This window comes from Kribbella sp. NBC_00709, from assembly GCF_036226565.1.
Taxonomy (GTDB): domain Bacteria; phylum Actinomycetota; class Actinomycetes; order Propionibacteriales; family Kribbellaceae; genus Kribbella.
On sequence record NZ_CP108996.1, the window covers coordinates 3,439,693 to 3,455,253 of the forward strand.

The window sequence follows — 15,561 nt, forward strand, 5'->3', positions numbered from 1 at the left end:
TTTCACGACTCGGCGGGAGGGGGACGAGCCGATCCACACGACTGGGGGCGGCCTCTGCGGAGCGGCTGGTGGTTGGGCGTGACGCGTCCAGCATCATCGGGGCGGTCTGCTTCGGACGGCTAGTTCTTCGGCGGTGATGAGGTTGGTGCGGGTGCCGGGGGAGCCGCAGGCCCAGGCGCCGGCGATGGTGCCGGCTCGGGCGGCGTCGGTCCAGGGGGCGCCGTCGAGGTAGCGGGCCAGGAACGCGGCGACGTACGCATCGCCGGCGCCGTTGGTGTCGACGACGGGTCGGTCGGGGAAGGCGATCGCGGGGAAGTGCCGGACCGGTTCGCCGCGGACGTGCAGGTAGCTGCCGTCCGCGCCGGCCATCGCGACCACGACCTCGGCGCGGCCGTTGGCAAGGATCCAGTCGATCCCGTCGGGCGGCAGGGCGCTGGTGGAGACGAAGACGATGTCCGACGCGGTCGCGAAGTCCTTGTGGTGATCGTTGCGGCCGTCCCAGTCGTGCAGGTCGGTGGAGATCGAGCGGTCGGCGGCGATCGCGTCGCCGAGAGCGTCGCGGGCGAAATCCATGATCGAGACGTGGACGTGCTGCGCCAGCCGCAGGACCGGTCGCCACAGGCCCGGGTCGACGCGCAGGCCGGCCGGGTGGCGTCCGTCGTACAGCGAGAGCCGCCGGCCGTCCGGGCTGACCAGGTTGACCGACCGCCGGGTGCCGCTCGGGTGCAGCGCGACGCGCAGCGGGAGGCCCAGCTCCTGGTACGTCCGCCGGATGCGGGCGCCCTCGGGGTCGTCGCCGATCACGTCCACCAGCCCGGCGTTGAGCCCGAGCAGGTGGCAGCCGAGCGCGACACCGTGCCCGGTGTGCGCCAGGTACGACTCGACCGGATCGACCGCGATCGTTTCCACATCCGCCAACGGGAGGCTCGGCACCCGCACGATCGTGTCGATCCCCACTCCACCGATTACCAGCACATCCACTTCCACGCGTCCCGTCATACCCGACTTTCGGCGGGGATGACAGGTGTCTTTCAGGAGCTGAACGCAAACCGGTCAGCCGCGGAACCGCTTCATCCGATCGTTCTGGTTCGAGCCGCTAGTTCCTCGGCCGTGATGAGGTTGGTGTGCGTGCCGGGGGAACCGCAGGCCCAGGCGCCCGCGACCGATCCGGCGACGGCGGCGTTGGACCAGGTGTCGCCGTCGAGGTGCTTGGCGAGGAACGCCGCGACGTAGGCGTCGCCCGCGCCGTTGCTGTCGACCACGGGGCGCTCGGGAAGGTCGACGGCCGGAAGATGCTGTGGGGCCTGGTCCCTGACATGCAGATAGCTGCCGTCGGCGCCGGCCATGGCCACCACTACCTTGGCCCGGCCGTTGGCGAAGATCCAGTCGACGGCGTCGGGCGGCAGGGTGCTCATCGAGACGAACACGATGTCGGCCGTGGTCGCGAAGTCCTTGTGGAACTCGTTTCGGCCGTCCCAGTCGTGCAGGTCGGTGGAGATGGTGCAGCCTGCCGCCAGCGCGTCGGGCAGTGCGTGCCGGGCGAAGTCCATGATCGAGACGTGCACGTGCCGCGCCCGTGCGACGTTCTCCCGCCAGAGCTCCGGGGCGACCCGCAGCCCGGCCGGGTGCCGTGCGTCGTACAGCGACAGGCGTTGCCCGTCCGGCGCGACGAGGTTGACCGACCGGCGGGTCCCGCTGGGGTGGATCGTGGTGTGCAACGGGAGGCGGAGGTCGTCGTACAGCCGCCGGATCCGGTCGCCCTCGGGGTCGTCTCCGATCACGTCGGCGAGCGCTGCCCGCAAACCCAGCAGTTGAGACCCCAGGGCGACGCCGTGTCCGGTATGTGCGACGTACGACTCGATCGGCTCGGGCCTGATCGTCTCCACCTCGGGCAGCGGGAGCGACGGCACCCGCACGATCGTGTCGATCCCGATGCCGCCGATCACGAGAATGTCCAAATCCATCCGTCTCGTATATCCGGCCGCGGGCAGCCGTCGCACCTGGTTTTCGAGGCGCGAGACGGCAACTTATTGCTTGATCGGGGCGCCGGTCTTGGCCTGGAGTTCGTCGAAGGTGACGCCGTCGGCGAGTTCGACCAGTTGCAGGCCGTCGTCGGTGATGTCCAGGACGGCGAGGTCGGTGATGATCCGGTTCACCACGCCGCGGCCGGTGTACGGCAGGTCGCACTCCTCGAGGATCTTGTGCGAACCGTCCTTGGCGACGTGTTCCATCAGCACGATCACCCGCTTGGCGCCGTGCACGAGGTCCATCGCCCCGCCCATGCCCTTGACCATCTTGCCGGGGATCATCCAGTTCGACAGGTCGCCCTTGGCCGAGACCTGCATGGCGCCGAGGATGGCCGCGTCGATCGCGCCGCCGCGGATCATCCCGAACGACAGCGAGGAGTCGAAGAACGACGCCCCGGGCAGGGTCGTGACGGTCTCCTTGCCGGCGTTGATCAGGTCCGGGTCCTCGTCGCCCGCGACCGGGTACGGCCCGACGCCGAGGATGCCGTTCTCGGACTGCAGGACCACGGTGACGCCGGCCGGGATGTAGTTCGGGACCAGGGTCGGCAGGCCGATACCGAGGTTCACGTACGAGCCGTCGTCCAGCTCCGCGGCCGCCCGGGCCGCCATCTGCTCACGGGTGAGTGGCATGCTCAGGCCTCCTTCTTCTGCACGGTCAGCTTCTCGATCCGCTTCTCGATATCCTTGCCGACAGCAACAACCCGCTGTACGTAGACACCGGGCAGGTGGATGGAGTCCGGGTCCAGCTCACCAGGCTGGACGAGCTCCTCGACCGAGGCGATCGTGACCCGGCCGGCCATCGCGGCCAGCGGGTTGAAGTTGCGCGCGCTGCGGTCGAAGACCAGGTTGCCGTGGGTGTCGCCCTTGAGTGCGTGCACGAGGCCGAAGTCGGTGGTGATCGAGTCCTCCAGTACGTACGTCGTGCCGTTGATCTCCCGCGTCTCCTTCGGCTCCGAGGCCTTCGCGACCGAGCCGTCGGCGTTGTACTTCTGCGGCAGCCCGCCATCGGCGACCTGCGTGCCGACACCGGCCAGCGTGTAGAACGCGGCGATCCCGCAGCCACCCGCGCGCAGTTTCTCCGCCAGCGTGCCCTGCGGGGTCAGCTCGACCTCCAGCTCCCCGGACAGGAACTGCCGGGCGAATTCCTTGTTCTCCCCGACGTACGACGAGGTCATCTTGGCGATCCGCTTGTCCGCGAGCAGGATGCCCAGGCCCCAGTCGTCGACGCCGCAGTTGTTCGACACCACGCTGAGCCCGCTCACCCCCTTGTCGTGCAGAGCGGTGATCAGCTGCATCGGATTGCCGCACAACCCGAAGCCCCCGACCGCAAGGCTCGCCCCGTCCCCGATGTCCGCCACCGCTTCCTGCGGCGACCCGTACGTCTTGTCCATCAGCTGCTCCGTTGCAGTCGGTGCCGGATTCGCTCCCGACTCTAACCAGCCGCACCGCCCGCCGCGATGTGGCTGGCACCACACCTAGGCGGAGGCTTCGGAGGCGTTCAGCGCGCGCAGCTCATGCAGGGCCTCGAAATGGGCGTCCTCGAGGTTGGGCAGCGTGAGGACAGCCGAGAGGTGCGTGCGGGCAGCCGGAACGTTGCCGGAGTGCCGGGCGGTGCGTGCCAGCCCCAGCCGTGCCACCGCGACGGTCTCCGTCAGGTCTGCGTGCTCACCGATGGACAGGGCACGGCTGTAGTCCGCGCTGGCGTCCTCCAGCTTCCCCAGCCGCCGGTAGAGGTCGGCGCGGTCGCACAGCAGCTGCGCGGTCTCCTCAGCAAGACACAGGTGCTCCGCGAGCTCCAACGCCTCCGTGGTGATGTCCAGCGGCTCGTCAACGACGTGGCGGAGCGCGCAGAGGGCCAAGAACATGCCCCAGCGGTCCTCGAGCATCCGGAAGCGGCCCAGCGCCGTACGCAACGCCTGCGCCGCGTCATCCGGCGCAGAGGTGGTCAGACCCGGATAGCCCCGGCACAGCTCGACGGCGGCCCGTGCCCACGCGTCACCGCTCTCGTTGCGCTTCAGCACGTCCTCGACCACGGCCGCCGGCTCGAACGGTCCGAACACGATCGACCACAGCAGCACGGTCACGGAGTACCGGAACGGGCCCGTGGTCGTCAGTACGACCTGCTGCGCCAGCTCCACCTGCTCCTGCTCGGCCGACGCGGCGCCGTGGATGACGGCGAGCAGGTACTCCTCGTGCAGGCCCACCGGTACGGTCCGGCCGAGCATGCTGAGGACCCGCTCGGCCGCCGCCGCTGCCTCGTCCTGGAGCCCGTGCGACCACCAGTACGCCGAGTAGCGCGCAACGAGCCGGAGGGCGGTCCGCAGGTCGCTCTCACAGGCGCGTTCGATCGCGCTGACGACCTGGTCCGCTTCCAGACTGTGTGGTTCTCCGGAGCCCCCCAAGTTCACGTACCTCATTGTTGCGCGGCCCTGTTAACGCCAGGTCACAGGGGTCACAAGCAGTCAGAAACGGAGTACGCCCCAGCGGTCCGGCCGGTGCATGTCCTCGATGTGCTGCGGCGACCAGACCCAGAACTCGAGTTGCTCGCCCTTCACGTACGCGCCGTCGACCACTTCGTGCGGCCATTCGCACCGCATCAGGTTCATCCGCCACTCGTCACCCGGGTTCGGCGGCGTCGCCCGGCCCGCGTTGTACGACTTGAGGTCGGCCCACGGTACGGCGAGCTCCACCGACCACGCGGTGTCGGTGTCGGAGGGGTCGTTGACCGTGCCGTCGAGGTGGATCGCGGTCCGCAGACCGGGCAGGTTCGTCGGGTCGATCGGTACGCCGCCGTCGACGTACGGCTTCGGCAGCGTCAGCTCCCAGATCGTGCCGAGCGGGTTGATCTCGAACTCGTAGTAGTTCAGCCCGTCGCCGTCCGGGTCGAGGAACAGTTCGAAGTTGTTCTCGTGGAAGAGCTTGCTGTTCTTCTCGGTCATCGTCGACCAGAGGTGCGGTTCCTCGAGCAGGCCGCCGACGTACAGGTACTCGTCGTCGTACATCAGCTTCGCCCGGGTCCGGAACCGCGGCGCGGGGCCGTCGTGGATGGGGACGAAGTCGGTGGTCCAGGGCGCCGCCTCCCAGGCGGGGTCGGTCAGGGTGCCGTCGAGGTTCGGGGTGGTGGCGGTCCGCGGGCACTCGTAGACGGGCAGGTCAGGCATCGGCACGCTCCAGCAGTCGGGCGACGAGATTGGCGAGCAGGAAGGTGATGGCGGTCAGCGCCGGTACGACGGCGAGGATCCACGGCGAGTCCAGGTGACCGGTCAGGAACGCCACGACGAGCGCCACCATGAACGCGACCCCGAGGAACGGGATGAGTTTCGGGTGCGGCATGGCCAGCCGGCTGAGGGCGAGGCCGCCGAGCACCATCGTGACGACCACGATCAGCACCAGCAGCGGGAGCCCGAGCGCACCGCAGTTCGTGGTGTCGCGGAACCGGTCGCAGCTGCGCTCACTCAGCCACACCAGCGCGATCGTCGCGAACCCGCACAGCAGACCCACGACGGCGAGGATCAGCGCCGGCGGCAGCGGCGGGGCGTCGTACCGTCCCGCGCGGCTTTCCGCCTCGTCCTCCTCGTCGGCAGCCTCCAGAACGGCTTCCAGATCGTCCGGCATCCGGTCGTCGTCGTGGCTCATTCCCGAAGGCTATCGGGCTCCCAGGGAGTTCGCGATCGCGTCGCGCACCTCGGCGCCGGCCGGAGTGGGTACGCCGCGTTCGGCCGCGAGCTCGGCCAGCGAGGTCATCGTGACATCGTGCAGCCCGCAACTCGTGAACGTGTGAAACACGGTCATGTCGGGATCGACGTTGACCGAGAAGCCGTGACTGGTCACGCCGCGCCGGATCCGCATCCCGATCGAGCACAGCTTCCGCCCGTCCTCGGTCCAGACCCCGACCAGGCTGCTGGCGCCCTTCGGCGTGTCCCGGCGTACCAGCGGGAAGCCGAGCGCGCCGAGCGCGTCGATCAGGCCGTTCTCGACCCAGCGCACGATGTCGACCGGACCGCGCTGCTTCAGATCGATCACCAGGTATCCGACCAGCTGGCCGGGTCCGTGGTACGTCGCGAAGCCGCCGCGATCCACCGCGACGGCCGGCGTACCCGCGGGCAGATCGTCCGGCGACGTCCGCGGCCCGTAGGTGATCACCGGCGGATGACTCAGCAGGAACAGGCGATCCTCGGCCTTGCCTTCGATCCGCTCCTCGACCCAGCCGCGCATGTCCTTCGCGGCGACGTCGTACTCCACCTCATCCAGCTCAACCCGCTGCATGCTGTCCAGCTTAGGTTCACGCCTGAGCGACGGGCGCGCGGTACAGGACGTCGTACAGGAGCCGGCGGTCGAGGACGTTGCCTCCCGGCTGCAGCCAGGTGGCGAGCTCGGCGGGGTCGGACAGGCAGGTGATGGGCGCGTCATGGTTCGACGCTGTGGCGATGCCCAGCTGGCCGTCGGACGCCGGGAGTACGACGAGGAAGCCGCGGACCTCGGCTCGTTTGAGGTAGCCCTGCCAGGCGTTGATCGCGTTGCTGAGGGTCGTGTCGCCGCCGAAGGGCCGACCGTCGCGCAGGACGGAGCCGTAGACGTCGATCGAGTACATCCCGGGCGGTGCGACGATCGACGTGACCACAGCGACGCGGGAGCCCGCCATCACCAGGTGGTCGACGCTCAGCCCGCCGATCCGGGGGCCGTGGACCAGCTTCGCGGCCGGCAGACCCATCACCACGCCTTCGAGGAGATGGGCGGCCCGGCGCGTCCGCAGTACCTCACTGGGCGGGAGCATGGGCGTGCGTCCGTCGTCGACCAGCGGCTCACCGGGGCGGCCCCAGACGTTGGCGTCGTACGCCGTGTAGTTGTCGATCGCCTGGTCCAGCTCGCGTGCGACCGACCACCGCCAGGTGACCAGGCGGACCAGCACGAAGCCGCCGAACGCCACGTACAGCACGATGCGCACGTTGGTGTCCATCTTCGAGTTGGCCACCACGATCGTCACGAGGAACGCGATCGCGACCAGGATGCCGATCCGGCTGAGGAAACGCTGGAGCGGGACCCGGCGACGCCACTGTCGCGGCAACGCGGCCAGGCCCAGGCAGAGTAGCGGGATGCCGTAGGGCAGGTCCTTCGGACTGCTGATGGCGGTCGCCACGATGGGTCCGACCACCGCGACCAGCCACGCGAACAACACGACGGTCCCCACGATCCGCCAGCGCCCGAACCGCGGCACGACCCGGAGCCCACTCGACGGCTGGGCCGGCGTCGTCTCGCGTACTGGTGGTGGTTCGGCCGCTGATGCGTCGCCGGCGTACGGGTCGTAAGGCGGTGGTTCGTACGGCGGTGGGTCGGGCTCGTACCGCGGCGGGTCCTGTCGCGGTGGTTCGCGTCGCGGTGGTTCGTAGCGGGGCGGTTCAGGCGGTGCGCTCGCGGCAGCGAGGTTGCGGTCGTACGCGGCCCGCTTGGCCGGGTCGCCCAGCGTCGTCCAGGCTTCCTGCACGAGCCGGAACAGCGCCGCGTTGCCGCCCTGGTCCGGGTGGACCTGACGGACCAGGCGCCGGTACGCCGACTTGATCTCCGCCGTCGTGGCGGTTCGCTCGACGTTCAGCACCTCGTAGTGGTCGGACACCCCAGCACCTCCACGAAAGGTCCGTGACGCACTCAGGGCCAGTCACCGAAGTGACTGGCCCTGAGTGTTGGTCGGGCTGACAGGATTTGAACCTGCGACCTCTTCGTCCCGAACGAAGCGCGCTACCAAGCTGCGCCACAGCCCGAAGTCGCGGTTAGCTTACATGGGCCGAGCGCCCGGACGAAATCGGGTTAATTCGCGGGACGAGGGTGAGCAGCGTCGCCTCCGGCCGGCAGGCGAACCGCACCGGCGCGTACGGCGACGTACCGAGGCCGGCCGACACATGCAGCGCCGCCTGGCGCCCGTCGTACCCCCAGGTGGACAGGCCCTTCACCCGGGACGTGTCGAGGTCGCAGTTGGTCACCAGCGCGCCGTACAACGGCACTGCCAGCTGGCCGCCGTGCGTGTGACCGGCCAGGACCAGTGGATAGCCGTCGCCGACGAACCCGTTCAGGATCCGTTGGTACGGCGCGTGTGTGACGCCGATGGACAGGTCCGCCGTCGGATCGATCTCGCCCGCGACCTCGTCGTACCGGTCGCGCTTGATGTGCGGGTCGTCGGTGCCGGCGAAGTCCAGCCGCAGGCCGTTGACCTTGAGGGTGGCCTTGGCGTTGTTCAGGTCGGTCCAGCCGGCGCCGCTGAACGCGCGGCGCATCTCCTCGTACGGCAGGTCCGGGCCGTGCGGCTTGTGGCGCTGCTTGTGGGCCGGCAGCAAGTACTTGCCCGGGTTCTTGAAGTGCGGCTTCCAGTAGTCGTTGGAGCCGAACACGAACACACCGGGAAGGTCGAGCAGATCGCCGTACGCACGGAGCAGCGGGCGGACCGAATCCTCGTGCGAGAGGTTGTCGCCGGTGTTCACGATCAGGTCCGGCCCGAGCGCGGCGAGGTCGTTCACCCAGCGGATCTTGCGCTCCTGGGTCGGCCACAGGTGCAGGTCGGACAGATGCAGAACCTTCAGCGGGGCGCTTCCCTCCGGCAGCACCGGGACCGTGACTCTGCGCAGCGTGAACCAGCGCACCTCGATGCCGGCCGCGTAGGCGACGCAGGCGGCGCCCACGGCGCCGACAACGGCCGTAGTCTTCAGGGCGGTCCGGGCGATACTCATTTCACCAGCCTGCCACAATCTCAGGTATGTCCAACTCCGGAATGAAGCAGCGCCTGCACGACGACATGACCGCCGCCCTGAAGGCGCGCGACGAGATCCGCAAGTCGACCCTGCGGATGGCGCTCACCGCGGTCACCAAGGCGGAGGTGGCCGGCAAGGAGGCCCGCGAGCTCAGCGACACCGAGATCGTCGACGTCCTCAGCTCCGAGGCGAAGAAGCGCCGCGAGTCCGTGATCGCCTACCGCGAGGCCGACCGCCCCGAACTCGCCGACAAGGAACAGGCCGAGGCGGACATCCTCGCCGAGTACCTTCCCGAACAACTCACCGAGGACGAGATCAAAGCCCTGGTCACCGAAACCATCGCCGCTACCGGCGCCGCCGACCTGGGCCCCCGAGGCATCGGCAAGGTCATGGGCGCCCTCCAACCCAAGGTCAAGGGCAAAGCCGACGGCTCCACCGTCTCCGCCGAAGTAAAACGCCAACTGGGCGCCTGAGTAAACCACTTCTGCAACAACCTGCAATTTCCTCTGGAGTCGTTGCTGAGTCAACGGCCGGTCCCTACCTTTTCTTGTGGATGCATCGCCCCGATGCAGACGAGGGGGACCAATGTCATACCGCCGAAAGATCATTTCCGCCGTCATTGCCAGTGTGGCCGTCACGGCCGGTTCGATTCTCGGTACGGCACCGGCCTCGGCCGCGCCGTGCACGTATGCCGCGTGCAACGGCTTGGACCCCGAAACCACCGGCTGCGCGAACGACGCCGTCACGAAGCTGGACCTGCTGACCACGTACAACCTGTATCTCGCAGAGCTCAGATGGTCGCCGACCTGCCACGCGTTCTGGACGCGCATCCGCAGGAACCAGTCCGAGGGCGGTGACGGCGCTTACGCCTACATCGCAGGCGGCGTCTACGACGCCAACGGCAGCCCGGTCACGAAGCTCGTGTACACCTCGGTGCCCGACGGGCAGGCCTGGACCAAGATGATCTCGCAGGCATATCCCTGGGAAAGATTCTGCGCATTCGCGGCAGGCTACGACTCCGGCTGCAAAATCACCACGTTGTGACTATCTGACCAGTCTTTCTGTCCGCCCGATACCGGCTACACCGTCCATGTCTATTACTCGCCTGCGTGTCAGGCAGTCTGGGCGATCGGATTCACGGATTCCTCGTGAGACCACTGTGTTTCGATCGATCTTGAGCGGGCGCGCAGCGACCGGATCGTGCAGGGCAGGCTGTCACAGCAGCTGTGTCCTGACGAAGCATCCGACTGGATGAACATGTTCCGAAAGGTTGGTACTTCCGGGGCGTCTACAACGACCCGATCCAAGTCGACGAATACACGGACCGGGTCTTCCGCTGAGCAAGTTCTATCCACGTTCTGTGAGGTGAATGATGCGATTCCTGAAGGTGCTCCTCGCCGGTGCGGTGATGCTCACAGCCGTCTTCGCGCTCGGTGTTCCAAGCGCGTACGCCGTCGGCTGTTACGCGGAAACGTGCTACAACAAAGGCCCGGTCGCCATGGGCTGTACTGCAGATCAGCGCGTGATTTCTCAACCGGCCTCCAGCGGGCTGGAGGTCCGCTACTCGCCGGCCTGCAACGCCGCCTGGGCGTGGGACAACCAGGCGCCGCACTTCTGGCCGATCTATCTCACGATCGAGCGGGCCAGGAGCGACAAAATCGTCCAGGCCCGCTTGTCAATCGAATTCGACGTCGGCGAACCGACGGAGTGGACGAATATGTTTGCCCGGGGGTGGTACTTCCGCGCTGTCTGGGACGATCGGGTGAGCGACGAGAACGACGCAATGACCGCTTGGGTCTTCCGCTGAGTCGCCGAGCCGATCCGGACAGGGGCGCACCGCGAGGTGCGCCCCTGTCGCGGACTAGCCGTGGCCTCGGCCGCCGCAGTTGGGGTACTTCGGGTTCCAGGGTGGGCAGTTGGGGTTGATGGTGGTTGGGCTGCCCGGGGGTTTGGTGGTGTTCGTCGGCGTGCCCGGCTTCTCGGGCTGGCCCTTCTTGCTGCCGTTGGAGACGTAGATCGTGACCAGGGAGCCGTCGGGGGCGCCGTCGCGTTGGCGGGGGTCGGTGTAGGCGACGGTGCCGGCGGTTTCTTCGGAGTTGACTGTGCCGGAGGCGATCGCGACGTCGAAGCCGGCCTGGCGAAGCTTGTTCGCGGCGTCGTCGGGGTTCATGCCGTTGACGAACGGGAGGCTCTTCACGTCACCGCGCTGGATCTTGTCGGACGGCGCGACGAAATGCGTGGTCGGGTAACCCTGCAGGGCGGCCTTCATCGCGGCCTCCCAGATCGGACCGGCGGTGCCGGACCCTGTCGGGTCGTGGATGCCGTGGCCGTTCAGGGTCTGGCCCTGCAGAGGCTTGTACGGCAACGAAGCGTCAGCCACCGTCGCGGCCGCGGCGAGCCTTGTCGAGTAGCCGGCGTACCAGACGGCCTTCGCCTCCTGGATCGTTCCGGTCTTGCCGGCCAGGTCGCTGTTGCCGAACTTGAGCTTGCCGCCGGTGCCGTTAGGCTCCATCACCTGATGCAGGACCGCGTTCACGCCGTCGGCGACCTCCGGGGCCAGCGCCTGCTTGCAGTCCGCGCCACGGTTGTTGAGCGACTTGCCGGCAGAGTCCTTCACCGAGGTCACGACCCACGGGCTGCAGTACATGCCGCGCGCGGCGAAGGCGGCGTACGCGCTCGACAGTTGGAGCGGGGTGATGTAGCCGACGCCCAGCGTCATCGACGGGACCTGGTCGAGCGGTCCGAGCGACTGAGCGTCGTACATGCCGAGGGAGGCCGCGATCTTGGCGATCGGGCAGAGGCCGGTCCGCTGCGAGAGCTGCAGGAAGTAGGTGTTGGTCGACTTCTGGGCGGCCTGGATCATGGTCGGATCCGCGACGTTCTGCGTCGAGTTCTTCGGCGAGTAGCCGTCGGGCGTCTTCACCGTGCCGTTGCAGGTGCTGAACTTCGTGCCGCCCAGCGGTAGCGGGCTGGGCGAGTTGATCTTGTAGGTGAGCGGGATGCCCTTCTGGATCGCGGCCGCGATCGTGAACGCCTTCATCGTCGAGCCGTTCTGGAATCCGCCGTACCCGCCCGGGTAGGTCTTCGGGGCGTTGTAGTTGTACGCCGTCTGCCCGCGCTTGCTGCCGTACTTGCGGCTCTGCGCCATCGCCTTCACCAGGCCGGTGCCCGGCTCGACGATCGTGATCGCCGCGATCGCCTGGTCGGTCGGCTTGGAGTGGGTGTCGATCGAGCGCTGTGCGTCCGCCTGGATCTTCGGGTCGAGCGACGTCCGGATCGTCAGGCCGGCGGTCTTCAGGTAGTTCGCGCGGTCGGTCTTCGTCTTCCCGAGCGCCGTGTTGTTCTCGAGCTCGGAGACGACATACTCGCAGTAGAACGGGTACGGCCCGTTGCCGCAGCCGAGCTTGTTCGAGCGGACCTTGGTCAGGTCGATGACCGGGGTTTTCAGTGCCGAGTTCGCCTGGGCGACCGAGATGACGTGCAGCTCGAGCATCCGCTTGATGACCACGTCGCGGCGGTCCTTGGCCCGCTTGGCGTTGTTGGTCGGGTCGTAGCCGGTCGGGTTCTTCACCAGGCCGGCCAGCATCGCGGCCTGCGGCAGCGTCAGCTGGGAGGCGTTCACCGAGAAGTAGTGCTGCGCGGCGGCCTGGATACCCCACGCGCCGTCACCGAAGTTGGCCAGGTTGAGGTACTTCTCCAGGATCTCCTGCTTCGAGTACTGCTTCTCGACCGCGATCGCGTACCGCAGCTCGGCGACCTTGCGCTGGTAGTTGTCGGCGGTCGCGGCCGCGACCTCCTCCGGCGTCTTCGCCTTCTCGACCAGGCTGATCTTCACGTACTGCTGGGTGATGCTCGAACCACCCTGCTGCACGGAGCCGGCGGACTGGTTCTGCAGCAGCGCGCGCAGCGTGCCCTTGAGGTCGAGCGCGCCGTGCTCGTAGAACCGGTCGTCCTCGATCGCGACGATCGCCTTCTGCATGATCGGCGCGACCTGGGCCAGCTTGACCGGCACCCGGTTCTGCTCGGCCAGCGTCGCGATCACGGAACCGTCGGCCGCGAGGATGGTGCTCTTCTGCTTCAGTGGCACCTCGTCGAACTGTTGCGGCAGGTCCTGGAGGGTGTTGGAAGTCTGTTGTGTGGTGAACCCGGCGAGGCCGGCGAAGGGAATCGCGAGACCGGCGGCCAAGGCCCCCGACAGCACGCTCACCCCCAGGAACAGAACCACCGATTGGACGACTCCACGATCACCCTTCTCCCTCACGCGCATGGTTATAGAGACTACGGGATCGCCTGTTTGGGTTACCGCTGCGCTTATGACTTCGGTCACACTGGCTGGACAAAGTTCATCCAAAAGGAGGAGGGCCCGAGCAGATTGCTCGGGCCCTCCAACGATTCCGCCGTCAGGCGGCGTACTGGTGTGCCTGTACCTCGGCCGGCTCCAGGGCCAGCTCCAGCACCTCACGGACGTCGCTCACCGGGTGAACGGTCAGCTCCGCGAGCACGGATGCCGGCACGTCCTCCAGGTCAGGCTCGTTCCGCTTCGGGATCAGGATCGTGGTCAGCCCGGCCCGGTGTGCGGCGAGCAGCTTCTGCTTCACGCCACCGATCGGGAGCACCCGTCCGGTCAGGGACACCTCACCGGTCATCGCGACCTCCGAACGGACCGGCCGTCCGGACAGCAGCGACGCCAGCGCCGTTGTCATCGTCACACCCGCCGACGGTCCGTCCTTCGGGACGGCACCGGCCGGCACGTGGATGTGGGCGTTCCGCTCGGCCAGATCGCCGACCGGCAGCCCCAGCTCCGCGCCGTGCGAGCGCAGGTACGACAGGGCGATCTGCGCCGACTCCTTCATCACGTCACCCAGCTGCCCGGTCAACGTGACTCCGGTCGGGCCGGTCTCCTTGTCGGCCAGCGACGCCTCCACGAAGAGCACGTCACCACCCGCACCGGTCACAGCCAGTCCAGTGGCCACACCCGGCAGCGCCGTACGTTCCACGGACTCCGGAGTGAACTTCGGCGAACCCAGGTACTCCTTCAGATCGGTCCCACCGATCGTCAGGTTGCCCAGATCCTCGCCCAGGGCGAGCTTCGCCGTCACCTTCCGCAGTACGCGGGAGATCGACCGCTCCAGCTGCCGTACGCCGGCCTCCCGGGTGTACTCACCCGCCAGCACCCGCAGCGCCGAGTCCTCGATCGCCACCTCGTCCGCCGTCAGGCCCGCCCGCTCCAGCTGACGCGGGAGCAGGTGGTCACGGGCGATGATGACCTTCTCGTCCTCGGTGTACCCGTCCAGCTGCACCAGCTCCATCCGGTCCAGCAGCGGCGCCGGGATGGAGTCCAGCACGTTCGCCGTGGCCAGGAAGACCACGTCGGACAGGTCCAGCTCGACCTCCAGGTAGTGGTCCCGGAAGGTGTGGTTCTGCGCCGGGTCCAGGACCTCCAGCAGGGCGGCCGTCGGGTCGCCCCGGTAGTCCGCACCCACCTTGTCGATCTCGTCCAGCAGTACGACGGGGTTCATCGAACCCGCCTCGGTGATGGCCCGGACGATCCGGCCCGGCAGCGCACCGACATACGTCCGCCGGTGACCGCGGATCTCGGCCTCGTCCCGCACACCACCCAGGGCGACCCGGACGAACTTCCGGCCCATCGCACGCGCCACGGACTCACCCAGCGAGGTCTTACCCACACCAGGAGGACCGACCAGGGCCAGTACGGCGCCACTGCGGCGTCCACCGACCACTCCGAGACCACGGTCCGCGCGGCGACGCCGTACGGCCAGGTACTCGGTGATGCGCTGCTTCACGTCATCCAGCCCGGCGTGGTCCGCGTCCAGCACGGCCCGCGCCTCGCGGATGTCGTAACTGTCCTCGGTCCGCTCGTTCCACGGCAGCTCGAGGACGGTGTCCAGCCAGGTCCGGATCCAGCCGACCTCGGGGGACTGCTCGGCGGTCCGCTCCAGCTTGTCGACCTCGGACAGCGCGGCCTTGCGGACGTGCTCCGGCAGGTCGGCCGCCTCGACGCGGGCCCGGTAGTCCTCTTCCTCGGACTCGGCCTTGCCGTCCAGCTCGGCCAGCTCCTTGCGGATCGCGGCCATCTGCTGGCGCAGCAGGAACTCCCGCTGCTGCTTCTCCATGCCCTCCTGGACGTCCTTCTGGATCGTCTCGGAGACCTCGAGCTCGGCGAGGTGGTCCTTCACCCAGCCGATCAGCTTCTCCAGCCGCTCGGACACGTTCGCGTTCTCGACCAGCCAGGACTTCTGCTCGTTGTTCAGGTACGACGCGTAGCCGGCCAGGTCGGACAGCTCGGACGGGTCGTCCACCTGCTTGATGGAGTCGATGACCTGGTACGCGCCGCGACGCTGCAGCACGGAGGTCGTCAGGGTCTTGTACTCGCGGGCCAGGTCGACGGAGCGGTCGTCGGTGATCTCGTGCATCACCGTCGCGCCCACCCAGAGCGCCGCACCCGGGCCGGTGGTCCCGGCGCCGATGCGGACCCGCTGGGTCCCGCGGATCACAGCCGCCTGGGCACCGCCCGGCAGCCGGCCGATCTGCTCGATCTCACCGAGCGTTCCGGCCTTGGCATATTTTCCGTCCAGTCGTGGCACCAGGAGGACCTGGTCCTGGCCCGCAGCCTGCGCGGCATCGATCGCCGCCCGGGCCTCGCTGTCGGCGAGTCGGACCGGCACGACCATTCCCGGCAGGACCACGACGTCGTCCAGCGGCAGTACCGGAAGATTCAACGTATCGGTCACGCTGTCACACCCTTTTCCAAGTTGAGTCTGACAGGCTCAACCGTT

15 protein-coding genes and 1 tRNA gene are annotated in these 15,561 nt (G+C 68.0%); 3 read left to right on the forward strand and 13 right to left on the reverse strand.

The genetic code is table 11. From position 1 onward, the window contains the following. Positions 1-93: 93 nt before the first annotated feature. From OHA18_RS17045 to OHA18_RS17095, 11 genes are all read right to left on the reverse strand, one after another. Entirely contained in the window at positions 94-981 is an 888-nt protein-coding gene (locus OHA18_RS17045) for a carbohydrate kinase family protein (protein ID WP_329005084.1), read from the reverse strand. Positions 982-1,070: 89 nt separating this feature from the next. Continuing rightward, the gene (locus OHA18_RS17050; RefSeq protein ID WP_329005085.1) at positions 1,071-1,964 is read right to left on the reverse strand and encodes a carbohydrate kinase family protein; all 894 of its coding nucleotides are present in this window, start codon (positions 1,962-1,964) and stop codon (positions 1,071-1,073) included. 63 nt (positions 1,965-2,027) lie between these two features. Further along, positions 2,028-2,657: a CoA transferase subunit B gene (locus OHA18_RS17055; protein ID WP_329005086.1), complete on the reverse strand. Its 630-nt coding sequence runs from the start codon at positions 2,655-2,657 to the stop codon at positions 2,028-2,030. 2 nt (positions 2,658-2,659) lie between these two features. Further along, positions 2,660-3,418: a CoA transferase subunit A gene (locus OHA18_RS17060; protein ID WP_329005087.1), complete on the reverse strand. Its 759-nt coding sequence runs from the start codon at positions 3,416-3,418 to the stop codon at positions 2,660-2,662. A gap of 84 nt (positions 3,419-3,502) precedes the next feature. After that, the gene (locus tag OHA18_RS17065; RefSeq protein ID WP_329005088.1) at positions 3,503-4,435 is read right to left on the reverse strand and encodes a hypothetical protein; all 933 of its coding nucleotides are present in this window, start codon (positions 4,433-4,435) and stop codon (positions 3,503-3,505) included. Positions 4,436-4,489: 54 nt separating this feature from the next. Continuing rightward, on the reverse strand, positions 4,490-5,188 hold the full coding sequence (locus OHA18_RS17070; protein ID WP_329005089.1) for a carbohydrate-binding family 9-like protein: 699 nt from the start codon (positions 5,186-5,188) through the stop codon (positions 4,490-4,492). Next, positions 5,181-5,663 (reverse strand): hypothetical protein, encoded by a 483-nt coding sequence (locus OHA18_RS17075; RefSeq protein WP_329005091.1) that lies wholly within the window; start codon positions 5,661-5,663, stop codon positions 5,181-5,183. Before OHA18_RS17075 ends, OHA18_RS17070 begins: the two co-directional genes overlap by 8 nt. Positions 5,664-5,672: 9 nt before the next feature. Further along, positions 5,673-6,293, reverse strand: coding sequence for a lipoyl(octanoyl) transferase LipB (gene lipB / locus OHA18_RS17080; RefSeq protein WP_329005092.1), 621 nt, complete (start codon positions 6,291-6,293; stop codon positions 5,673-5,675). A 16-nt stretch (positions 6,294-6,309) separates the two neighbouring features. Beyond that, positions 6,310-7,638: a J domain-containing protein gene (locus OHA18_RS17085; protein WP_329005093.1), complete on the reverse strand. Its 1,329-nt coding sequence runs from the start codon at positions 7,636-7,638 to the stop codon at positions 6,310-6,312. A gap of 68 nt (positions 7,639-7,706) precedes the next feature. After that, positions 7,707-7,783, reverse strand: a tRNA-Pro gene (locus tag OHA18_RS17090). 9 nt (positions 7,784-7,792) lie between these two features. Continuing rightward, a complete protein-coding gene (locus tag OHA18_RS17095; protein WP_329005095.1) occupies positions 7,793-8,743 on the reverse strand; it encodes a metallophosphoesterase in 951 nt (316 codons plus the stop codon). A gap of 26 nt (positions 8,744-8,769) precedes the next feature. Here OHA18_RS17095 and OHA18_RS17100 point away from each other — a divergent pair, with 26 nt between their 5' ends. The 3 genes from OHA18_RS17100 to OHA18_RS17110 all read left to right on the forward strand — a co-directional run bounded on the left by OHA18_RS17100 (position 8,770) and on the right by OHA18_RS17110 (position 10,571). Next, entirely contained in the window at positions 8,770-9,237 is a 468-nt protein-coding gene (locus OHA18_RS17100) for a GatB/YqeY domain-containing protein (RefSeq protein WP_329005096.1), read from the forward strand. Positions 9,238-9,349: 112 nt separating this feature from the next. Continuing rightward, entirely contained in the window at positions 9,350-9,808 is a 459-nt protein-coding gene (locus OHA18_RS17105) for a DUF2690 domain-containing protein (protein ID WP_329005097.1), read from the forward strand. A 328-nt stretch (positions 9,809-10,136) separates the two neighbouring features. Further along, on the forward strand, positions 10,137-10,571 hold the full coding sequence (locus tag OHA18_RS17110; RefSeq protein ID WP_329005098.1) for a DUF2690 domain-containing protein: 435 nt from the start codon (positions 10,137-10,139) through the stop codon (positions 10,569-10,571). Positions 10,572-10,625: 54 nt separating this feature from the next. On the opposite strand, the gene OHA18_RS17115 is transcribed toward OHA18_RS17110, so the two are convergent. Together OHA18_RS17115 and lon are read right to left on the reverse strand one after the other, a co-directional pair. Next, on the reverse strand, positions 10,626-13,031 hold the full coding sequence (locus OHA18_RS17115) for a penicillin-binding protein (protein ID WP_329005099.1): 2,406 nt from the start codon (positions 13,029-13,031) through the stop codon (positions 10,626-10,628). 133 nt (positions 13,032-13,164) lie between these two features. Beyond that, entirely contained in the window at positions 13,165-15,516 is a 2,352-nt protein-coding gene (gene lon, locus OHA18_RS17120) for an endopeptidase La (protein ID WP_329005100.1), read from the reverse strand. Positions 15,517-15,561: the final 45 nt, after the last annotated feature.